The organism is Pantoea sp. PSNIH1 (assembly GCF_007680655.1).
GTDB classification, from domain to species: domain Bacteria; phylum Pseudomonadota; class Gammaproteobacteria; order Enterobacterales; family Enterobacteriaceae; genus Pantoea; species Pantoea eucrina.
Window position 1 is genome coordinate 416,414 of sequence record NZ_VEIP01000001.1, and the last position, 21,282, is coordinate 437,695.

The 21,282-nt window shown below is 54.3% G+C and carries 23 protein-coding genes, 1 tRNA gene and 1 other RNA gene; 12 read left to right on the plus strand and 13 right to left on the minus strand.

The window, feature by feature from the left end; all coding sequences use genetic code 11:
- Nucleotides 1-183 precede the first annotated feature (183 nt).
- The gene (phoH, locus tag FS690_RS01885; protein WP_039385023.1) at nt 184-972 is read left to right on the plus strand and encodes a phosphate starvation-inducible protein PhoH; all 789 of its coding nucleotides are present in this window, start codon (nt 184-186) and stop codon (nt 970-972) included.
- 151 nt (nt 973-1,123) lie between these two features.
- On the plus strand, nt 1,124-1,486 hold the full coding sequence (iraP, locus tag FS690_RS01890; protein WP_071667935.1) for an anti-adapter protein IraP: 363 nt from the start codon (nt 1,124-1,126) through the stop codon (nt 1,484-1,486).
- 79 nt (nt 1,487-1,565) lie between these two features.
- Here iraP and FS690_RS01895 read toward each other — a convergent pair whose 3' ends face one another.
- Both FS690_RS01895 and FS690_RS01900 read right to left on the minus strand, forming a co-directional pair.
- The gene (locus FS690_RS01895; RefSeq protein WP_039385019.1) at nt 1,566-1,778 is read right to left on the minus strand and encodes a hypothetical protein; all 213 of its coding nucleotides are present in this window, start codon (nt 1,776-1,778) and stop codon (nt 1,566-1,568) included.
- A gap of 1,041 nt (nt 1,779-2,819) precedes the next feature.
- Nucleotides 2,820-3,509 (minus strand): helix-turn-helix transcriptional regulator, encoded by a 690-nt coding sequence (locus FS690_RS01900; protein ID WP_039385017.1) that lies wholly within the window; start codon nt 3,507-3,509, stop codon nt 2,820-2,822.
- A 189-nt stretch (nt 3,510-3,698) separates the two neighbouring features.
- Here FS690_RS01900 and FS690_RS01905 point away from each other — a divergent pair, with 189 nt between their 5' ends.
- The 9 genes from FS690_RS01905 (at nt 3,699) to FS690_RS01945 (ending at nt 10,841) form a co-directional block, all read left to right on the plus strand.
- A complete protein-coding gene (locus tag FS690_RS01905; RefSeq protein WP_052246501.1) occupies nt 3,699-4,526 on the plus strand; it encodes a replication protein in 828 nt (275 codons plus the stop codon).
- Nucleotides 4,523-5,224, plus strand: a complete 702-nt coding sequence (locus tag FS690_RS01910; RefSeq protein WP_145339001.1) for a replication protein P — start codon at nt 4,523-4,525, stop codon at nt 5,222-5,224. The genes FS690_RS01905 and FS690_RS01910 overlap by 4 nt, the downstream gene beginning before the upstream one ends.
- A 94-nt stretch (nt 5,225-5,318) precedes the next feature.
- Nucleotides 5,319-6,086 (plus strand): antitermination protein, encoded by a 768-nt coding sequence (locus tag FS690_RS01915; protein ID WP_104085114.1) that lies wholly within the window; start codon nt 5,319-5,321, stop codon nt 6,084-6,086.
- Nucleotides 6,087-6,306: 220 nt separating this feature from the next.
- Nucleotides 6,307-6,675, plus strand: a complete 369-nt coding sequence (locus FS690_RS01920) for a hypothetical protein (RefSeq protein ID WP_145339002.1) — start codon at nt 6,307-6,309, stop codon at nt 6,673-6,675.
- Nucleotides 6,676-6,847: 172 nt separating this feature from the next.
- The gene (locus FS690_RS01925) at nt 6,848-7,078 is read left to right on the plus strand and encodes a class II holin family protein (protein ID WP_039385006.1); all 231 of its coding nucleotides are present in this window, start codon (nt 6,848-6,850) and stop codon (nt 7,076-7,078) included.
- 1 nt (nt 7,079) lies between these two features.
- Entirely contained in the window at nt 7,080-7,592 is a 513-nt protein-coding gene (locus FS690_RS01930; RefSeq protein WP_039385005.1) for a lysozyme, read from the plus strand.
- A gap of 200 nt (nt 7,593-7,792) precedes the next feature.
- Entirely contained in the window at nt 7,793-8,107 is a 315-nt protein-coding gene (locus FS690_RS01935) for a hypothetical protein (protein WP_255471470.1), read from the plus strand.
- Between the two features lie 109 nt (nt 8,108-8,216).
- Nucleotides 8,217-10,037, plus strand: coding sequence for an amylovoran biosynthesis protein AmsF (locus FS690_RS01940; RefSeq protein WP_108569408.1), 1,821 nt, complete (start codon nt 8,217-8,219; stop codon nt 10,035-10,037).
- A 603-nt stretch (nt 10,038-10,640) separates the two neighbouring features.
- Nucleotides 10,641-10,841, plus strand: a complete 201-nt coding sequence (locus FS690_RS01945) for a hypothetical protein (RefSeq protein WP_039385001.1) — start codon at nt 10,641-10,643, stop codon at nt 10,839-10,841.
- A 592-nt stretch (nt 10,842-11,433) separates the two neighbouring features.
- Here FS690_RS01945 and FS690_RS01955 read toward each other — a convergent pair.
- The 4 genes from FS690_RS01955 to FS690_RS01975 form a co-directional block, all read right to left on the minus strand.
- The gene (locus FS690_RS01955; protein ID WP_145339004.1) at nt 11,434-11,607 is read right to left on the minus strand and encodes a DUF333 domain-containing protein; all 174 of its coding nucleotides are present in this window, start codon (nt 11,605-11,607) and stop codon (nt 11,434-11,436) included.
- A gap of 283 nt (nt 11,608-11,890) precedes the next feature.
- The gene (locus FS690_RS01965; RefSeq protein ID WP_039384996.1) at nt 11,891-12,124 is read right to left on the minus strand and encodes a hypothetical protein; all 234 of its coding nucleotides are present in this window, start codon (nt 12,122-12,124) and stop codon (nt 11,891-11,893) included.
- A 505-nt stretch (nt 12,125-12,629) separates the two neighbouring features.
- Nucleotides 12,630-12,758, minus strand: a non-coding RNA gene (locus tag FS690_RS01970) — RtT sRNA.
- 46 nt (nt 12,759-12,804) lie between these two features.
- Nucleotides 12,805-12,892: transfer RNA gene (locus tag FS690_RS01975), tRNA-Ser, on the minus strand.
- 246 nt (nt 12,893-13,138) lie between these two features.
- Between FS690_RS01975 and phoA the strand changes: the two genes are divergently transcribed.
- The gene (gene phoA / locus FS690_RS01980) at nt 13,139-14,545 is read left to right on the plus strand and encodes an alkaline phosphatase (protein ID WP_145339005.1); all 1,407 of its coding nucleotides are present in this window, start codon (nt 13,139-13,141) and stop codon (nt 14,543-14,545) included.
- Nucleotides 14,546-14,607: 62 nt separating this feature from the next.
- Here the strand turns inward: phoA and FS690_RS01985 are convergent, their stop codons facing one another.
- From FS690_RS01985 to FS690_RS02015, 7 genes are all read right to left on the minus strand, one after another.
- Entirely contained in the window at nt 14,608-15,333 is a 726-nt protein-coding gene (locus FS690_RS01985; protein ID WP_094111097.1) for an amino acid ABC transporter ATP-binding protein, read from the minus strand.
- Entirely contained in the window at nt 15,320-16,084 is a 765-nt protein-coding gene (locus FS690_RS01990; RefSeq protein ID WP_039384993.1) for an amino acid ABC transporter permease, read from the minus strand. The genes FS690_RS01985 and FS690_RS01990 overlap by 14 nt, the downstream gene beginning before the upstream one ends.
- 45 nt (nt 16,085-16,129) lie before the next feature.
- On the minus strand, nt 16,130-16,891 hold the full coding sequence (locus tag FS690_RS01995; protein WP_071668910.1) for a basic amino acid ABC transporter substrate-binding protein: 762 nt from the start codon (nt 16,889-16,891) through the stop codon (nt 16,130-16,132).
- 190 nt (nt 16,892-17,081) lie between these two features.
- The gene (locus tag FS690_RS02000; protein WP_145339006.1) at nt 17,082-18,308 is read right to left on the minus strand and encodes an MFS transporter; all 1,227 of its coding nucleotides are present in this window, start codon (nt 18,306-18,308) and stop codon (nt 17,082-17,084) included.
- Nucleotides 18,309-18,319: 11 nt separating this feature from the next.
- On the minus strand, nt 18,320-19,081 hold the full coding sequence (locus FS690_RS02005; protein WP_039384982.1) for an ABC transporter ATP-binding protein: 762 nt from the start codon (nt 19,079-19,081) through the stop codon (nt 18,320-18,322).
- Entirely contained in the window at nt 19,078-20,082 is a 1,005-nt protein-coding gene (locus FS690_RS02010; RefSeq protein ID WP_369826786.1) for a FecCD family ABC transporter permease, read from the minus strand. Before FS690_RS02010 ends, FS690_RS02005 begins: the two co-directional genes overlap by 4 nt.
- A gap of 35 nt (nt 20,083-20,117) precedes the next feature.
- Nucleotides 20,118-21,116 carry an ABC transporter substrate-binding protein gene (locus tag FS690_RS02015; RefSeq protein WP_039384973.1) on the minus strand — a complete coding sequence of 333 codons (999 nt, stop codon included), beginning with the start codon at nt 21,114-21,116 and terminating at the stop codon, nt 20,118-20,120.
- Nucleotides 21,117-21,282 lie beyond the last annotated feature (166 nt).

Below are 21,282 nucleotides of genomic sequence, written 5' to 3' on the forward strand. Positions count from 1 at the left end.
TCATCCACTATCTTCATCATCCCGTTTGTTTTTATCCGGTGCGCTGCGGCGTTTCGGCGCTGTTGTACACCCCGTTTTGTGTATCAGTACGGCTAAAAGGAAGCCAACGTAACCTCTAAAGCGTTCAAGTCATCGCCGCGGGTGATCCGTCGCGATTCATGAAACCAACTGTAAGGTGCCACTATGGGAAGACAGAAAGCAGTGATCAAAGCGCGTCGTGAAGCTCGTCGTGTGCTTCGTAGTGACTCCCGGAGTCATCGTCAGCGCGAAGAAGAATCGGTCACTTCGCTGGTGCAGATGGGCGGGTTAGATGCTATTGGCATGGCGCGCGATGTGCGCGACCGGGCACCAATTGCAGCCCGGAATGAAGCTCAGGCGCACTATCTTAACGCCATAGAAACGAAACAGCTGATATTTGCAACCGGTGAAGCTGGCTGCGGTAAAACCTGGATTAGCGCTGCAAAAGCAGCTGAGGCCCTGATCAATAAGGATATCGAAAGGATTATCGTGACGCGCCCGGTACTGCAGGCGGATGAAGATCTCGGTTTCCTGCCCGGAGACATTTCCGAGAAATTCGCCCCCTATTTTCGTCCGGTTTATGACGTTCTGGTTAAACGTCTCGGCGCTTCCTTTATGCAGTACTGCCTGCGGCCTGAAATCGCCAAGGTAGAGATTGCGCCCTTCGCCTATATGCGTGGACGTACTTTTGAGAACGCAGTGGTTATCCTCGACGAGGCACAAAACGTCACCGCTGCACAGATGAAGATGTTTCTGACCCGCCTGGGGGAAAACGTCACGGTTATCGTTAACGGTGATATTACTCAGTGCGATCTGCCCGCCAGCGTCCAGTCCGGTCTTGCCGATGCGCTGGCGCGCTTTGAAGAGGATGAGATGGTGGGCGTGGTGCGCTTTGCGAAAGAGGACTGCGTTCGCTCAGCACTCTGCCAGCGCACGCTGCACGCCTACGGCTGATAGCATCCCATCCCGTTGATAAACCCGGCCCCGGCCGGGTTTTTTTCTGTCCCTAATTTCACCGGCAAAGCATGACGACCTTTCAGAGTGATGAGAGTTGCAGCGGTTCGCTAACGCGGTAAGATTGATCTTTTTTCAGGGAGCACAACCAATGAAAAACGTCGTCCTGAGTATGCTGGCAAAAATATCGCACATCGATGCGGACATGAAACAGCTGACCGCCCGGGTTGAAGCACAGTCGCTGCTGATTAGCGCGCTGGTACTAGCCGTCAGCAGGCAGGGTGGAGTGACGGAGATGATCGATGCGGCTAATAAAGCGATCAATACGGTTATCGACTCCGCTGAAAGCGATGAGGTGCTGAGGTCCGATGCCGCTATTCTGCTAAGCGAATTGCAGAATCTGCTGACTATCTCTCAGGCCGTGGATAAAGCCGATGGTGAAATTAACCATGCAGGACTGAGCGAGCTGACCGGCGTTGCGGCTGCTGAACCCGCTTTACCCGCTAAAAAGTAAGCTGACCAGACACAGCAGATAATCAAGCCTGAACGCGCGTTCAGGCTTTTTTCAGGCATAAATTCATGCCGCGGCTGGCTTATTCGCCGTTAATACGCTGTTTCATTTCACGCTGGTGCTTGTGATAGTCCTCTCCGCACTCTGCAGAGCAAAATGCAGTATCGGCGACAACGCGTTCATCTCTGCACCAGATACAGTTGCCCGTTGCGCTCACCAGACGTGGTTTACGCGCAAACAGGGCGCTCTCCAGATGAGCGGCTTCTCGTTCCTGTGCCAGATCTACATCATCCATAACTTTTTCCTTAATAAAACATATGTTTCTTCAGGCCCCACGGCCCTGACCACGTTGATGACAATCCAGGAGGTGTCTGCAACATGGCGTCTCCTTCAGCAGGTTTGAGCGAAAGAGGTAGCTGATACCCGCATCCGGTTTATGCCTGCTGAATGTTGCTGCCGGGTCAGTTTAGCAGAGGTGGAGCAGAGCTGCGGTCTGAGTTTGCTGATGATGGCGCATTGCGGTCAGGAGTGGGCACCTGAATCCGATAATATGCATTGCACAAATTGGCAGGGGACGCATGAATGCGTCCCCTACAGCGGCACCTGTCATTCGACGCAACCACGTAGGGGCGCCATTCATGGCGCCCTGGCAACCGGGTATGGGGCATAAATGACGCCAGGGACGCATAAATGCGTCCCCTACGGGCGGCACCTGTCATTCGACGCAACCACGTAGGGGCGCCATTCATGGCGCCCTGGCAACCGGGTATGGGGCATAAATGACGCCAGGGACGCATAAATGCGTCCCCTACAGCGGCACCTGTCATTCGACGCAACCACGTAGGGGCACCATTTATGGCGCCCTGACAATCGGGTACGGTGCATAAACGACGCCAGGGACGCATAAATGCGTCCCCTACAGCGGCACCTGTCATTCGACGCAACCACGTAGGGGCGCCATTTATGGCGCCCTGGCAACCGGGTGCGGGGCATAAATGACGCCAGGGACGCATAAATGCGTCCCCTACAGCGGCACCTGTCATTCGACGCAACCACGTAGGGGCACCATTTATGGCGCCCTGGCAACCGGGTATGGGGCATAAACGACGCCAGGGACGCATAAATGCGTCCCCTACGGGCGGCACCTGTCATTCGACGCAACCACGTAGGGGCGCCATTTATGGCGCCCTGGCATTATGCGCAAAACGCATAGCATGGCACAAAACAGCTTCAGGTAAACCAAACCAGGCTAATGTTTTCACATTAGATTTTATGAAAATAATGCGGCAGGTACAAAAAAGCCCGCATAACGCGGGCCTGGTTGAAAAGAGGGCGGTTATCCGTGACGTCGGAACTGCTGGGACTGACTGAGCATTACCCTGCCAGCAACATGGAGCATAGAGAGTTCTTCTTCTGAGATAGACCATTCACGATAACGGGGATTGTCAGAGATAACGATAATTTCGCGCTTAACTTTTTGCAGGCGCTTAACAAACATATCGCCGTTGAAGTCAAAGACGTAAATTCCATCCCCATCAAACGTGCTGACAGCTACGTCTACAAAGATGAGATCACCGGGCTCAATGGTTCCCTCCATGCTGTCACCGCGGACGTTGATCAGCTTAACAGAGGTTTCCGGCCGGTTGCCGAATATCACGCGCGCCTGATCCGGAACATATTCAATAGACCTTATGACTTCAACCACATCTTTAGACGGCGACCCGTCTCCGGCACTTGCAGAAACGTCAAGAACATCAATCCTGTACACATCTTTTCTCCCCTTTTTTATAATGGAACTTACACTGTATGAATCTACAGTATCATTAGCCTCATTAGAAGAGAATAGCTCAGAAACAGGAACTGACAGGGCTGCTGCAATTTTGTGTAGCAGACCATCACTGTATCCCTGTATGCCGCGTTCCAGGCGTGACAGATTGCCCACATCGCTATCTGTACGCAGGGCAAGTTCACTCAGGGTCATCTTATTCGCTTTACGAATCTGTCTGATTTTATCGCCTATTTTCATAGCGGATAGTTAACCTTTTTTATGCGTTACACGCAAAGCGCCTTGCGCATATTTGATTATACTCATAATATGCGTGATACGCATTATTTAAATGCATTGCCACAATGCCATCGCGGAAAGTGCGTGTATAGAAAAAAGTGAAAATTTATGACGCTAATCAGGCCCGGACTGCGGGCCGTGGAGACAAGTATGGCAGATACCGAAGAGGGATTTACACGTCTGGCAAACGCGCTGTATGAGGAGCTGATAGGGGCCAGCCTGACGCGAAATCAGGCCAAAGTCGCACACGCCGTTTGCCGGAAAACCTGCGGCTTTAATAAAAGCATGGACCGTATTGCTGACAGCCAGATAAGCCAGTTAACCGGGCTGCCAAGACAGAAGGTTAACAAGGCAAAAAATGAGCTGATTCAGATGGGTGTGCTTATCCGGGAAGGGACGATGATCGGCCCAAATAAACACCTTTCACAGTGGCAAATACCGGGGTGTCACCGGGAGGGTATCACTGTCACCAAATCCGCGACAGCGCTGTCACCAAAACAGAGGCATACAAAAGACACTGTGACAAAAGATAATAATTCTGCGTCAGAGAATCCTGGTGAATCCCCTGACACATCCTCTGCAACGCTTTCTGCATCGCGTCCTGAAGCCGCGGTGCGGACTCCCAGGGGGGACAAGTGGGGAACCGAAGAGGATCTCAAAACAGCCAGGTGGATGTTCAGCAGGGTGCAGATTGTCGCTCCGCATGCCCGGCAGCCCGCCTGGCCCGCCTGGTCAAACGACATCAGACTACTGCGCTCGGCCCTGCAGGTTACGCACCGCGATATCTGTGAGGTATTTCTCTGGGCCAGCCGCGATCGCTTCTGGCAGTCAAACGTGCTCAGCCCTGCGAAGCTGCGGGAAAAGTGGGACACCCTGAAAATTCAGATGAACCAGCCAGACCGTAACCGGGCGGCACCAGCGGGGCAGCAGCCTGCCGTCCACTGGAACAGCCAGGAAGCATGGGAGAACTTCATATGAGAAATCTCGTCACGGCAGTTAATCATCGTGACAGCAGCGCGCTGGCGCGCATGGCCGGTGACGTCCCGCAGCCGGCGGATCGACGCCTGCATCAGGCGATCGAAAAAGTGATAGATGAGTTCTTCAGCGGGCTGAAGCAGGTTTTCCCCGACTCAGTCAGCACGGTCTGGCGGGATCCGGCAGACGAAGCCGCCGCTAAACGTCAGTGGATAGCCGCCTTAGCGGAGAACGGCGTGACCAGCAAACAGCAGCTTTCAGCCGGCATGCGCCAGGCGCGCGCCAGCGGCTCGCCGTTTCTTCCATCACCAGGCCAGTTCATCAGCTGGTGTAAACAGGACGCTTTCGCCGCTGCGGGCCTGCCGGATGAAGAGACGCTCTATAGCAGGGTGATGACCTACTGCGCGCAGCGTGGCGACTATGCCTCTCCGGAGCACTATCCGTGGAAGAGCAACGCCGATTACTGGATGGTTACCAGCCTCTGCAGCCTGATGCGCGCGAACAACCTGAGCGAGTCTGAGCTGCGCATTAAATGCCGCTCAGAGCTGCGCAAAATGTCTGCGCGGATCGAGGCCGGTGAAACAATTCCTGAGCCGCGCAGGCAGCTGCTGAAGGCTGCAATGCCCTCCACCCCGGAAAAGGCGAGGGAGGGCGTGGCCCTGCTGCGCGCTACGCTGAAAGCAAAACGCACTACAGCATGATGCAAAGGATTCAGCACGACATCGATATCCCGCTGTGGCGGCAGATGTACCGCCGGGATAAAACAGGCGAACTGATTAAGCAAAGAGAGGCAGTATGAGCTTAGAAGCAACGGTTAAGTATCATTTTCCGAAGGGGCAGAACTTTAGCGGAACAGCACCGCAGACGTCGCCTGATACGCTTACCGGCATCGACTATATCGCCGCCATAGGTATGACGCAGAGCCGCGTTCAGCTCGGTTACAGCGCTTTCATGGGGAAGATGGGCGTCAGTGAAATCGACGCAGCACGGGCCGTCTCCCTGCTAACTGATTTTGCACTGCAGAGCTGCGATAAAGTTGCCGCCTTTCGCAAGCTTGATGCCGGTGTCAGAACGGCAGTTATGCAAACGCTCGCCGCTTATGCCTGGCTCGATTACTGCCGCAGCGCCGCCAGCGTGAAGCCGTGCGAATGCTGTCAGGCCACCGGATTCATCGAGGCAGAGGTGTTTTCAATGAAATCGCCTCTGCACGGCGGCCTCACCAGAAACGTCAAAGAGGCCGTACGCGTGCTCTGCAGGGCGTGCAAAGGCAAGGGCGTCGTATCAACTGCATGCCGCGACTGTAACGGACGCGGACAGGCAGTGCTAAAAGCGGCAACGGAAAAGCAGGGGGTGCCGGTGAAGGGTGAGTGCAGGCGCTGCTGCGGGCGCGGCTACGAGCGCATACCCTCAACCGGGGCGTATAAGGCAATTTCAGAATTCACCGGCGCTATCAGCCTGGACACATGGAAGAAGAGCGGTAAGCCATTTTACGATCGGCTTATTACTAAGCTGGAAGCTGAGGAAACCCGCGCAGATGCCGCGCTGAAAAGCGCCACTGCATAGCACCCTAAAAAATAGTGTATTAAATTATCGCAGGCTATTTACTTTTCCCGAACCCGGGGGTATACTTTTCAACAGTTGAAGTTGCGTGATGATGTTCAGCCCGCAAACTAAATCAGCTTTCATCACTCTGTGATAATAAAAGAGCCCTGCAGATTCACACGCTGCGAGGGCTTTTTTTATGGGCATCTGAAATATATGATGCCGGTTTCAGGGAGGAATAATGAGAATTCTGTGCGCCCTTTTAATCGTGCTGTGCGCGCCATCTTTTGCTGTGATATCGGATGCGCAACGCGCAGCTAACGATCTGTGCGAAATGGAATGGCGTATAACTGACCGAACAATGTCGACCCATCTCAGCACCAGGCAAATAGTGTCAGAAGAAGTTCAGGCGTTTGAAGCGGATGGGCACGCTCTTTCCGACTACGCTATTGAAAAAGATGACTTCATAAGCGTCTCTGTAAAAGGCGCAGAAACCTACAGAAAGATGGCTAAGGGTGTCAGCTATCCCTATGCAGATACAAGAGATTTTTTGCGGGGAAGAATGATGCCGCTGTGTATCAAAAACGTTCTGGAAACGCTTAAAAAATAATCCTGAATAGTTTATTTCCTTTTCTAAAGGCACTGCTTCGGCGGTGCCTTTTTCGTTTCCGCCCCCGCCACTCAATGCGACATCAATGCTATCCGTTGTGGCGGAGGGCCTCTTTTCTTCTGTTGATCAACAGCACCTGTCCGATCGGACGGCGTCTGCGAGCACTCAAACTATGAGCAAACTTGTTACTGGTGTTGCCCTGGGCACGTCCGGGGGCACCATTCTTAACGGTGTACTCACCAGCCTGAGTCCTGATGAGTGGTCTGCCATCGGCGTACTGGCAGGTATTGCCGGCATCATCATTACAGGGCTCATCAACTGGTACTTCAAACGCAAGGTCGCCAACGCTCAGGTAAAAGCACTTGAGAAATATGGTCCGGCCGTAAAAGTGGAGGAGGATTGATATGACTATGTCCGGCAGCGTGCGCAGAAAACTGATCGCCGCCGCAGGTGGCGGCTCCATGCTGATTGCCACCCTGTTTCTTGGCGGAAAGGAGGGAGCGGAAGGGCGTACTTATAAAGCTTATCAGGATGTGGCCGGCGTCCGGACCGTCTGTGACGGGCATACCGGCAGCGATATCATCAGTGGCAGGCAGTATAGCGATAGCGACTGCGATCGGCTGCTGCAAAACGATCTCCGGTCCGTTAAAAAGGTGGTCGATGGCGTGGTAAAGGTTCCCCTGAGTGAATACCAGCGCGCATCGCTATACAGCTTTGCTTATAACATCGGCCCGTCTGCTTTCACCCGCTCCACTCTGCTCAAAAAACTCAACGCTGGCGATCGGGCTCAGGCCTGCGAAGAGCTGCGCCGCTGGGTCTATGCCGGTGGCATAAAATGGCGCGGGCTGATGCATCGTCGCGACATGGAACGCGCTTTGTGCCTGGCGGAGAGTAGTGATGATTTGGCTGATAAATAACGGGCATCTGGTACTCAGGCTCTTCCTTATGGCGACGGTTGTGATATCTGCCGCCGTTGCCGGTCACTATCACTCGCGAATGTTGCAGGCGCAGGAGGAGATCTCCCGGGCAGTCCAGGCCCGGAAAAAGGCGGAGTCAGTAACCAGCAACCTTATCACCGCAGTAATGCTCTTTAACGATATCGCAAAGGCTGCTCATCATGATCGATATCAAAACGACGCTGAAAGCGAGAGGCGCGTTGTCTACATCAGGCAGGCGGTTAAAGAGGATGCGTGTTCCGCTCACTCTGTTCCTGCTGATGTGGCTGACAGCCTGCGCAGACACAGAGAAAGAATACGTTCAGCTTCCGGCAATGCCCGTTCCGGCAGAGCTGCTGGCTGACTGCGAAATCCCCTCCGTACCCGATCCTATGACCTGGGGCGACAGCCTCGAACTTAACGAAAGGCTTATGACGTCGGTTGAAAACTGCAACCGGGATAAGCGCGCCATAAGAAAAATTGAATCGCTCCGGTAACTCATCAGGCGATTTTCTCACTATCTGCATTTTGCAGGTTATTTACCTTAACCAAAAAATAAAACTTCTCACGAGCAAACAGGCTCAATAAACCCTAAAAGGAAATATCATGATTGAAGTAAATTCATTTGCTGAACTCCGCACCACCAAACCTTCTGCATCAGGTGAAATTGCATTTCTTAAGCGCTATTACGACAGGGACTCAACCTTTAATGGTGGTGGCCGCTTTGTAGGCTTTGTCGACACAAAGGGTAAAGCGCCTGCGGATGACAGTGGCACCGTTGCGGTCTCTTCTGCCGGCGATTATTACTGGCAGCGTATTATTGATGATGTATCCGCTATTAATATTTTCCATTTTGGCGGCAAGCGCTTACGCGGCTCGGTTTCATTTGATGCTGATAACGGCTCAGTTAACCACGATGCCTGTATCAACATGTACCGCTGGGCCAGAGGCTTTGTATCACCGGTTGATGATCCGAACAAAAACCCTATCCGCGATATCGGAATACGTTTTCCCGCCGGTAAATTTATTATTAATCCTGTCGATTTAACCGGTGAGGGCGAGCTGCCATTCTTCAATCTTTATGGCGACGACTGCGAATATGGTGTTGCACCCAGAACGATTATTACCTCGGATAAGTCAGCTAACACCGTTTTCAAAATTAAAGCGCGCCGGACGGCTATTCGCGGTATTTTCTGGGATGGTCAGGCGACCGCCGATACCACGGTCAACACCGGCGCGATTACCACTGCAATGGTAAGTAACCAGCAGCCATTTTTTGAAAATATTACTATTGAAGGCCAGTACATCAACGTCACCTGTTTCCGTGTGGAAAACAATGGTAACTCGGTGTTCAGGTTTATCGATACGCTCGATACGCGACTGGATCAGATTTACTCCAGCAATACCTATGGCCGGGTATTTGATATTACCTGGTCCGATTCACCTCAGGGTAACTGGGACCACTCAACGGCCGTGGAGCTAACCAACTCCAATTTCCAGCACGGCTATGGTGATGCCACACTGTTTATGCCGCGCGTGGGGCAGGGCCTGATCCGTAATGTATGGATTGAACATACGCGCTTCCCGGGCGATCTGAGTAATGGTCAGTGGATCATCGATGCCCTGAGCATCGAATCTTCCATTAACCCGCTGAAGCTCAACTACTCACGCGTTCTGATGCGCCAGCTGAGCCTGCAGTCCGGCTCCAGCATCGATACCGAGCGCACCGGCTTTGCGCTGCTTTCAAACTATGAACAGGGCTGGCGCCGCGATGAGAACTTTGGCACCCAGATGACGGGTTCAATGAAGGCGGGCTGGTACTCGGGATATCGCGTCTCCAATACCAGCACGGAAGATAAGTGGTTCCGCCTCGGCAAGTTCTTTTTCCCTCGTGCTAATCAGCACTGGAACATCGACATGTTGGGCAAAGCGCTGCGTGATACTCAGACACAGCCAGCTACCGCACCACTGCTTACCAACGTCTGCGGTAAAACATTGCTCAATATTTATCGCGGAGAAAGTTCGGTCGGCGGCAATCTGCATTATGAAGGTGATTCCGGTGTCATCGACTGCATTGTTCGCACCACTGATGATAAAGGAAAATATGCTGAAGTCTGGATCAAGCTTAAAGCACAGTGTGGTGATGTAGTCATCAACCTTACTACTGATGGCCCGTCGCGGTTCGATGGCGGTGAATGTTCACTGTTTAATCCTGATTTGTCTGAAGTGACCAATCTGAATACGGATAACCGCGTTAACCTGTCAACGGTGATGAACTATCACAACGGCACCGCCGGCGTGGGTTATGACGGCAAAGTGGTTACGCTGACGTCCGATCCGGCATCGGCACCGGCCGCATCAGCCACGGCGGCGGGTTACATTACCGTCAGGATTAACGGCGTTAACCGCAAGCTCGCCTATTTTTAACCGCCTGAGAGAGTATTGCGGCAGGTAAAAAAGAGCCTGAACGAGAGTTCAGGCTCTTTTCACTCTCTGTTTTGATCCCAGGTCTCGACAGGTGCCCATCGTATCAGCGTGGGCAGCACGGCGGCGTTCTTGTGCGTTTATAGTTATTCTCCTGTCAGTTAGCTTTGATTGAGCGTTGCCGCGCACCAAAGCTTACTGCTTTGTATGTTTGCGCTTTTTCAGCGCCTGATGTTAAGGCGCGGCGGGACTCAGTTCCGTGCCCCTGCGTTGCTTCAGCGTGCTGCTGATGAGATTAAATGCATCTGATATGTGATTTTATTTTTTTTCAGACGTAAAAAAACCCGCGTTACACGGGCGTAAATTCGTTCAATAAGGGCAAATCATTTGTCAGCGTTAGCTGACGACAGTAAGGATATGCGTTCAGTGTTACTTAAGGAAACAACCATTCGACAAATTACTCTGCGTGGCACGCATTGCATAAAAAAGCCCTCTTAGCGCCGGCTTTAAGAGGAAGCATAGTAGCTCAATAGAAGAAAAAGCCCGATAAACCGACATCCCGACCCCGCAAGTGTTAATGTGGTTAGCAGTTACAGATGGGGGATTATGGAAAATGACAATGACAGAGTGGAATTGATAGCTAATGCCATTTTGAAAGCAGCACTCGAACTCGCTGACACCGGGGCTGAAACCACAATCGAAGAGTTGCTGGGCAGGCTTGAGGCCTACCGGCGAGCAACCAATGATGTCTTCATGGCAGATGTATACCGCGATGCCATAGTGATCATCAAAAAAGGCAAGTTATAGGCATAAAAAGCCCGCTCAGTGGCAGGCTTATGGGTGAGGGAGCATGAAAAACCAGGATGCGATCCGGATATTTTTTACAGTTCAGGCTTCATTTTCCCAAATACTTTCTCAATATCAGCTTCATATTCTTCTTTGTTATCACTCATGGCCGCCACGCCCGGGAGCTTAACGATGTGCTGCCTGAAAGATTTGACGCCGATTTCGGAAAGAAACAAGTGTAACTTATTGATCGATAAGCTGTATCGATGTAAATGCCTTAGCGTGTGCAATGCCGCATTTCTGCGGCCTTATCTTATCTAAACGCTCTTTCCGGCTACTAACCCGTAGTAAACGCTATCACGACATTCACAAAGCCAGCAGCTAACAGAACAAAGCCCGGAACGAGGTAATTTTTGTCCCGCTTATTGCGCGCCAAATAGAACATTGCGAACGCAATGCAAAACATCGGAATTGATATCTTCGCAAAAACTGACATGCCATCTCCTTAGCTAAAATTTTCTTCCTGCTATCAAACAGTAAACCAGACGCATTTTCGTACCGATCGCCAGGCCCGGCACCTTACATTTTAGTTACCGTTAACCGGCACCACAGCTTATTGGTTATCTTGGCGGTACAGTGCCCACTCCTCGATACGCTTCCCACCCGGAAGGGTGCAGTAACCTGAATCACCATCAGGACCTTTAACTATGTCCGGTTTACCCCCCATTTTTTCACAATAAACTGAGGCAGGGTTAGACATGCCTGTTTGCTGAGGCTTGTCTGTCATTCATCAGCTTCATCATGCGCGAGCCATCAGGCCGCAGCAACGTTGCCACTTCTGACTTCGTAGAGGAGCTGGAGCGCGTTAACTGGCACTTTAACGCTCAAGGCAGCCAATGACTGGATCCGGAGCCATACAACCACCTTCCGCGACGCTTCAACGCAGGAGGGCGAGAACATGACGTGGTTCCGGTTCAACCTTAACGGTGGCCTCTGAGGGGTTCCCTTCACCGGCGCAGGACTACACAGAGCCGCGGCTTAACTTTGCCAGGCTATCGATAACCGCGAGGCTATAACCTTCCGTTAACGCGCTGGTTATCTCTCAGAACATCAATAGCGGTCTGCATTGCTATTTTATTATCGCGTAACTTCTGTTTGTTTTGCTGTATCTGGAGGTATTCAAGAAGTGTGCGTGTATTGACTGGCCGTCCGGTTCTGCCGACTTCGATCACAGCATCACCGAGTATGGTTTTTACAGGAGGAAGCTGGGCAGGGTACCAGTCCAGCGTGTCTTCAGATTTCATATCAAATTTCTCAGGGACGGGCAGTATATCACATGACAGGGGATATAGCGCCCGACTATAAAAACAACCATTCCTGTTATGGTTCCTTCTCATCATTATTGTTAGAAACCTGTGAGGCAATCTTAACCAGCGCGACACTACCTGCGCCGGCGAATGCAATCATTAGAATGATAGCGATCCAGCATGGAAAATTCATTTTGTACTGTCGCTTATGGCCTCCTGTATGAAGGCGCCATTAAGCCTGACATTGCCTGAGCAAATAGTAATCACATCAATTAGCCGTACCATGTGTTAGCGCAGGCAGTCACGAAGCATGAAGATATAGGGAAAATGATCACGGAAGGGCTGAGTTGGTCGCTTGCGCCATCTCAAAAGCTGTATGTGAGCTCATGTCTGAAGGTCATGATGTCACCGTCGAACCTGGTCGGAGGTTCTCATACCCGTCTCCCTGTGCAATATGCAAAAAAAAAGCCTGAACGTGAGTTCAGGCTCTTCTTCAAATTTGTGGCGGTGAGAGGGGGATTGATTCGCTTCGCTCACCCTGCGGGCAGCGTCGCAGGCTCCGCTGTCCGGTGAACAGAGTTCACCGTCGAACCCGGCCGGAGGTTCTCATACCCCTCTCACTGTGCAATATGCAAAAAAAAAGCCTGAACGTAAGTTCAGGCTCTTCTTCAAATTTGTGGCGGTGAGAGGGGGATTCGAACCCCCGATACGTTGCCGTATACACACTTTCCAGGCGTGCTCCTTCAGCCACTCGGACACCTCACCACATATTTTTTTGCTAACCGCACTGGGTCAACGGGGCGCTACTATAGGGAGTTAGCTGAAAAGGGTCAAGCGCTATTTTCTCCTTTTTTTCTATCTGCTTAAGCTCTGCGCAGATTGTATTAACCCTGTTCGCTTCGCGGCGATTGTCATAGAAACGTTGCGCGTCTGACACAAAAATGTCATCCCGCTGACGCAGACTTGGCAGCGAAAATAACCGGGTTGTCTCACTGATAAGGATGCTGAAGAATGAAACACTTACCTCTGCTGACGGTTTCACTGCTGGCTTCGCTGATTGCCACCTCCGCGGTGGCAGATGTTACAACATACAATAGAGCAGCAACTGGCGATTTGACGCAGCATGGTGGCGCGCGTCGGCTGAGCAGCGATCAGACTGAGGCGCTGAAAGCCTCGCTGAGTAATCAGACGGCGAAAAATGTCATTTTACTGATCGGCGACGGCATGGGTGACTCTGAGATCACCGCGGCACGTAACCTTGCAGTGGGAGCAGGCGGCTTTTTTGCCGGTATTGATGCGCTTCCGCTTACCGGGCAGTACACGCACTATTCGCTGGATAAAAAAACGCATAAACCCTCTTACGTCACTGACTCTGCCGCGTCCGCCACCGCGTGGGCTACAGGCACCAAATCCTATAACGGGGCGATTGGCGTCGACGTCAATGGCAAGGATCAAATCACGCTGCTTGAGCTGGCTAAAGCGGCCGGCAAAGCAACGGGTAATGTCTCTACTGCCGAACTGCAGGATGCTACGCCAGCGGCACTGATGGCGCATGTTACCTCACGCAAATGCTACGGCCCGGAGAAAACCAGCGAACTCTGCCCGGGCAACGCCTTAGAACAGGGCGGCCGCGGCTCAATTACCGAGCAAATGCTGCTGACCCGGCCGGATGTGGTCCTGGGCGGCGGTGCAAAGAGCTTTAACGAGGTGGCTAAAGCAGGCGACTATAAAGGAAAAACGCTGTATGAGCAGGCGCAGGCGCGCGGCTATCAGCTGGTAGAAAACCTGGACGCAATGAACGCGGTACAGCAGGCCACCCAGCAGCAGCCTCTGCTGGGGCTGTTTGCGCCGGGCAATATGCCGGTGCGCTGGCAGGGTCCCAAAGCCAGTTATCATGGCAACATCGATAAACCGGTGGTGACCTGTGAGGTTAATCAGGATCGTCTGGCATCGGTGCCGACGCTGGCGCAGATGACAACAAAAGCGATCGACCTGCTGAGCAAAAATGAGAAAGGGTTCTTCCTGCAGGTCGAGGGCGCTTCAATCGATAAACAGGATCACGCGGCTAATCCGTGCGGCCAGATTGGCGAAACGGTCGATCTCGACGAAGCGGTCCAGGTGGCGCTGGCCTATGCCCGCGAACATGGCGATACGCTGGTGGTGGTCACCGCCGACCACGCGCACAGCAGTCAGATTGTTGAGAACGGCACCAAAGCGCCGGGCCTGACCCAGGCGCTGAACACAAAAGATGGTGCGGTAATGACCATCAGCTACGGCAACTCGGAAGAGGATTCGCAGGAGCATACCGGTGCTCAGCTGCGCATTGCTGCTTACGGACCGCACGCGGCAAACGTGGTGGGGCTGACCGATCAGACCGATCTGTTCTTCACACTAAAAAATGCGCTGGCGCTTAAATAAGCGGATAGCAGACAGAAAAAATCCACGCTGCGGCGTGGATTTTTGTTATTACCGGAGCAGTATCACCCCAGCACTTTGCTGAGAAACGCCTGAGTACGCGGATTTTGCGGCCGGGTGAACAGCACATCCGGCGTGTCCAGCTCCTGAATGATCCCCTGATCCATAAACATCACGCGATCTGCCACTTCGCGCGCAAACCCCATTTCATGCGTGACAATCACCATGGTCATGCCTTCCTGCGCCAGCATTTTCATGACGCTCAGCACCTCGCCGACCAGCTCAGGGTCGAGCGCGGAAGTCGGCTCATCGAACAGCATGATCTCCGGCTCCATCGCCAGCGCCCGTGCAATAGCAACGCGCTGCTGCTGGCCGCCGGATAAGCTGTTTGGCCAGGCGTGCATTTTATCGGTTAAGCCCACCTTCTCCAGCAGCGCTTTAGCCTGCTCTGTGGCCTGCTGGCGCGACAGTTTGCGCACATCCATCGGCGCCATAATCAGGTTTTCCAGCACGGTCATGTGCGGGAACAGATTGAAGCGCTGAAACACCATACCCACGTGTTGACGCAGCGTATTGATGCGGGTTTTGGGATCCTGTACCTCAAACCCGTTCACCACCACGCGACCGCCGTCAATGCTTTCAAGCCCGTTCAGGCAGCGCAGGAAGGTGCTTTTACCGGAGCCGGACGGACCGATAACGCACAATACTTCCTGCGCCGGAATGTCACAGCTGATGCCGTTCAGCACCTGGTTTTCACCAAAGTTTTTCTGCAAGTTTTCAACGTGGATCACTTTTGCCAAACCTCTTTTCCATGTAACGAACCAGCAGCGACAGCAGGAAGGTGAATACCCAGTACACCAGCGAAATCACCAGATAGGGCTCCCAGTAAGTCGCATAGGCGCCTGAAACCGTACGGGCAGCATACGCCAGATCGGCGAGGCCGATCGCTGACGCCAGCGATGAATCCTTAACAATAGCGATCGCGTTGTTGCCGAGCGGCGGCAGCATGCGGCGAAACGCCTGCGGCAGGATCACTCTGCGCATAGTGCGACCATATGGCATGCCGAGCGATCGCGACGCTTCCATCTGGCCGCGATCGATCGACTGGATCCCGGCGCGAAAAATCTCTGATACGTAAGCGCCTGCATTAAGAGTGATGGCCACAACGCAGGAAAGAAAAGCGCCATAGTTAGCGCGCAGCTCGCGGGCAAACTCTGCCGGCATAATGCCGTTCGCCACCAGCACGCCGTCGCGCGGATTGATAAATAGCGGGATCAGCGCAAAGTGCACGACCATAATCTGCACGAACAGCGGCGTGCCGCGAAAAGCGCTGATATAGATGCGCACCGGCCACTGAATGCCGTAATGCAGTATATATTTCCACGGGCCGTGCGGCGCCGACGCCAGGCGGCCTAAGCCGAGCGTCAGGCCCCACAGGGTACCCGTGATCACACAGATAAGCGTGCATTTGAGGGTCATCATCGCGCCGTCGATAAAAAGCGGCATATATTCCCCGATGATTTCCCAGCGGAAGCCAGTCATAAAAACGTCCTTATTGTGCCGCGCGAGCGCGCGGCGACGGGAAAATTACTGCGCGGGAAGAGCAGGAACGTTGCTGTCGAACCAGGTCGCGTAAATTTTCGCATAGGTGCCGTCGGCAATGATTTTTTGCAGGCCGGCGTTGATCTTGCTGCGTAATTCATCGTTGCCTTTTGCTACCGCGATGCCGAAATACTGGCGCTCAAACTTGTTATCTGAAACCAGTTTGAACTGCTTTTCCGGATGCGTTTTTATGTAGTATTTCACCACGCCAACATCCCCCACGGCCGCGCCAATACCATCTTCATACAGCTCCTGCAGCATCAGCGGCGTATTATCAAAACGTTTAATCGCCGTGCTGTTTTTGCCCAGCACATCGGAGACCACGATATCGCCGGTACTGGAGTTCACCACGCCTACGTTCAGGTTCTTCAGCGACGCCAGTGACGATACGCTGGCGGTTTCCGGTACCACAATAGCCTGTTCAGCCGGGAAGTAGGGCGCGGAGAAATCCACCATCTGTTTGCGCTTATCGGTGATGGTAATGCCAGAGATAATGATGTCGCGATCGCCCGAATTGAGTGTGGCAAAGATGCCTTCCCACGGGGTATTGACCAGCTTAATATCAAAATTTTCCGCTTTGGCGACGGCCTTGATAATGTCGATATCAAACCCTTCCAGCTGCTTCTGCGCGTTTTCAAATTCGAACGGACGGTAAGTGCCGCCAGAGCCGACAACATAGGTAACGGCCTGCGCCGCCGTGGCTGACAGTGCCAGCACTAAGCCCAGCAGGGCTGAACGGGTAAACATAGTGATTCTCCTGGAGAAGGGACAAGATGCGTAATTTATGCAAATTTAATGCATAAAAATACACATTGCTGCATGCTCTGGCAAGCGGAATAGTCAGCGCTGAGGACAATATTCATCAAAGCGTGAAGGGGGGCATCCGCCCGTTGTGGCACAGTGCGGAACGCAGGAGAGCAGCGCGTCCGGCCGCAGGTCACGCTTTGCGCAATGGCGCACAGATAATGCGCATGGCAATCGCGCTGGCGAGAGGAAACAGCGCCAGCAGTAGCCACGGCAGCCGTGCCGCCTCTGAGGGTTCGCGCGCCTGTTCCAGCACGCCTCCCAGCAGGACGTTACCCAGCAACACCGCCACGCCACCGGCAGTGGCCAGGGCGCCATAGTGCGCGCCTAGCGATGACGGCTCCGCAAACCACGGCACCAGGTCTTTTGCCGCCGGCACCAGCAGCATCTGTCCCAGCGTCAGCAGCGTGACAAAAGCTGCTGCGGGCAGCAGGCGTAGCCAGCCCGCGGCGGGAGTAGCATCAGCACACAGCGCTACGCTGAGAAATGCCACGGTAATCAGCGCAAAGCCCCACGGCACAACCCGCGCCGCGCCGGTGTGGCGGGCGAGACGCGCCAGCGGCAGCTGCAGCGTAATGATCAGCAGCGAGGCCAGCATAAACAGCGGCGCCAGATCGCTCTCCTGACCGCCGGCGCGCTGGATCTCCACCGGCAAGGCCAGATAGAGCTGGTTATAGCTCAGCAGCCAGCTGCTGTAAGCGATAATAAATGCTACAAAGCGCGGCTGGTGAAAGGTGCGCCACCACGGCACGATCTGCAGCGAAGCGCGGCGTACTGGCGCGGCGGGCAGGGTGAAAAAGAGCACAATCATCGCCAGCATAAATACCGCCGCGCCGGCATAGGCGATCTGGCGAAAACCGTAGCCGGTCAGCAGCGCGCCCGCGGCCGGACCGATAACGGCACCCAGTTCACCGCAGACGGCATACAGGGCGAACCACTCTGCCCGGCTGCGTTTACCTTCAGCTTCACTCTGCGTACCCGCTTTCGCCAGCAGCGCTTCAATAGAGGGCGAAAACAGCGCGCCGCCAATACCGGTCAGACAGGCACCCATGATAACCGGCGTTAAAGATTCACCGCCTGCCAGCAGCAGATAGCCGCTGATACGCACCATGCAGCCTGCCAGCACCACATGCCGGGCACCAAAGCGATCGGAGAGCGCGCCGCCGAGCAGAAACATACCCTGCTGACAGAAGGTGCGCAGTCCCAGTATCAGCCCGACAAGCGTGCCGGAGAGCGCCAGATCGTCGCGCAAAAAAATGGCCAGGAAAGGCACCACGGCGTAAAAGCCAAGGTTGAAAATAAACTGGCAGCCCGGCAGCAGAGGCAGCCAGAGCCGCGTGGCGGGCCGGGGCACAGACATGAAGGTTTCCGTCAGGCGATATAGTGAATGTGTTTACCGCTGTGGTAAGGGGAGTTTTCAATTTTTGCCCGCACGCGGAAAACATCCCACAGCAGATCCTCATTCAGAATCGCCTGCGGCGTGCCGGTGGCAACAATCTCTCCCTGCTGCATCACAATCAGCGTATCGCAAAACATCGAGGCGTGATTGAGATCGTGTATTGCGACGATGCTGGTCACCGGCAGTTCGCTGATCAGTTTCATTAACTGCATCTGGTGATGAATATCGAGGTGGTTGGTCGGCTCGTCCAGCAGAATTTCGCTCGGCATCTGCGCCAGCGCCCGCGCAATATGCACCCGCTGCCGCTCACCCCCGGAGAGGCTCTGCCAGCCCTGTTCACTTTTCTCTACCATATCCACGCGCTGCAGCGCCGCCAGCACCGCGGCGTCATCCTGTGCACTCCAGCTGGAGAAAGGGGAGTGATGCGGAATACGTCCCAGTTTCACCACGTCGCGCACGCGCATATTGGCCTCCGTCATCCCGTGCTGCTCAACAAAGGCCACCCGGCGCGCCAGCGCTTTTTTGGCGATAAAGCGGATATCGTTGCCATCCAGCGTGACCTGTCCTGCATGCGGACGCCGCAGGCCCGCCAGCACGCGCAGCAGCGACGATTTACCGGAGCCGTTTGGCCCCAGCAGGCCCACGGTCTCTCCGCGCGCTACGTTCAGCGAGACATCATTAACAATGACTTTCCTGCCCACTTTCCACGTAATATTTTCAGCGCAAATACTCATGGTTTATTTCCTGAGCGGTAAATGATGATGGCGAAGAAAGGAACGCCGACCAGCGCAGTAACCACGCCTACCGGCAGGCTTTGCGGCGCAATCAGCAGGCGCGAGGCGATATCCGCCAGCACCATCAGAATCGCTCCCGCCAGCGCGCACGCGAGCAGCAGGGTGCGATGCAGCGGGCCGAAGAAAAAGCGCATCACGTGCGGCACAACCAGGCCGACAAAGCCGATCGAGCCGGCCATGCTGACAATGGTGGCGGTGATCAGTGCGGTAGTGGTAAACAGGATCAGGCGCACCCGCGGTACGGCGATACCCAGCGACGCGGCGGCATCATCACCAAAGGTAAACGCATCCAGCGCGCGCGCGTACCAGAGACAGATCGCCAGCCCCAGCAGCACCACAATCAGCACCAGCTGAAATTCCGGCCAGCGCACGCCGCTAAAACTGCCCAGTAACCAGAACATCACGTCACGCGCCTGCTGGGCGCTGGCTGACGTGCTGATGGTGTAGGCGGTCACGGCATTAAACAGCTGAGAAGCCGCGACGCCGGCGAGGATGGTGCGTTCATTGCCGCTGCGCGCGCCCTTAGTGAGAAAAGCGACAAACGCAAACGCGGCAAAGGCGCCGGCAAACGCCCCCGCCGAGAGCGAAACAGCGCCGGTGCCGAGACCCAGAATAACAATGGCCACCGCGCCGGTAGAGGCGCCCGCCGATACGCCCAGCACGTAAGGCTCCGCCAGCGCGTTTTTCAGCAGGCTCTGCAGCACCGCGCCGCAGATGGCGAGACCCGCGCCGCAGCAGGCGGCAACCAGCGCCCGGCTAAGCCGGAAGTCCCAGATCACGCTCTCATAAATTCGATTGAGCGGCTCTGCCGTCAGGCCCAGACGATTGCTGAATGCGTAAAACACGCTTCTGAGCGGCACCGGGAGTTCGCCCACGCTGATCCCCAGGGCAATGACCAGGGTCAGAAGCAGCAGCGCCGCTGCTGTGGTCACGCTGAGCATCAGCGTCTGCCGCACGGCGGTAACAGCGGAGGGCATTAATTCAGCCCCAGCTTACGCAGCTGCTCTGCCACCTGCTCCGCGCCGTAGATGGTGCGGATAGTCGGGTTCATCGCCTGGCCATCCATGACCACGATATGCCCTTTTTTCACCGCATCCAGCTGGCTTACCGCCGGGTCGCTTTTAAGGAATTTAATCTTCTCTTCGGCGCTGTCCAGCGTCCAGCGGTTACGATCGAGGCTGGAGACAACAATCACATCCGGGTTGGCAGCAATAATGCTCTCCCAGCCCACGGTAGGCCACTCGGTCTCGGTAGTAATGGCGTTATGCCCGCCCAGCACGCTGGCAATGAAACCGGAAGCGCTGTTTTTGCCGCCCACATAGGCGTCTGCCGCAGGGGAGGAGCTAGAGAACCAGAAGACAAAAGAGAGGTTACGCTTGTTTTTACTGAAGGTTTCACGCAGTGCGGCTTCACGCTGTCTGAAATCCGCAATCAGCGCCTGACCGCGATCTTCCACATTGAAGATACGTGAGAAATCGTCAATCTCTTGATACAGATAAGTCATGTCCCACAATTTCTGACGACTGCCGTACATATCACCCGCGCCTTTTTTGGTGGCGCACATGCCGGGCGACATATAGCTGTTCAGCCCCAGCGTGGCAAAATCTTCACGCTTTGCGACCTTGCTTTCCGGACCGAGCAGCAGCGGCGCCTGCGCCGGTACAAAGTCCGGGTTCTGCGCCAGAATCGATTCCAGCGTCGGGATCTCCACGGTCAGCGTTTTGATTCCGGCGTTCTGCTTCGCCAGCTGCGGCAGCACTTTTGTCGGCCAGAAAGCGCTGGCAACAATCTTATCCTGCAGCCCGAGCAGCAGCAGGATCTCCGTGGTGTTCTGTCCCAGCGCAACCACGCGCTCCGGCGCCTTGGTAAACGTCTCTTTATAGCCACAGTTTTCAATGGTCAGCGGGTAGGGGGCAGCAGCGACTTGACTGGCGGCAGTAAACAGTAAAGCAAATGCACAAATGACGTTTTTCATCTAACCCTTTCTCGTTTAAAAACGCTGATCCGTAAAGTTTATGCCCGCGATAATAATGATAATGAATTACATTATCAATGGTTGGCTATCGCCGGTGACTGCCTGACGGTAATGGCATAAGCCGCCATAAAAAAATCCACGCCGGAGCGTGGATTTGAAAGCAGTT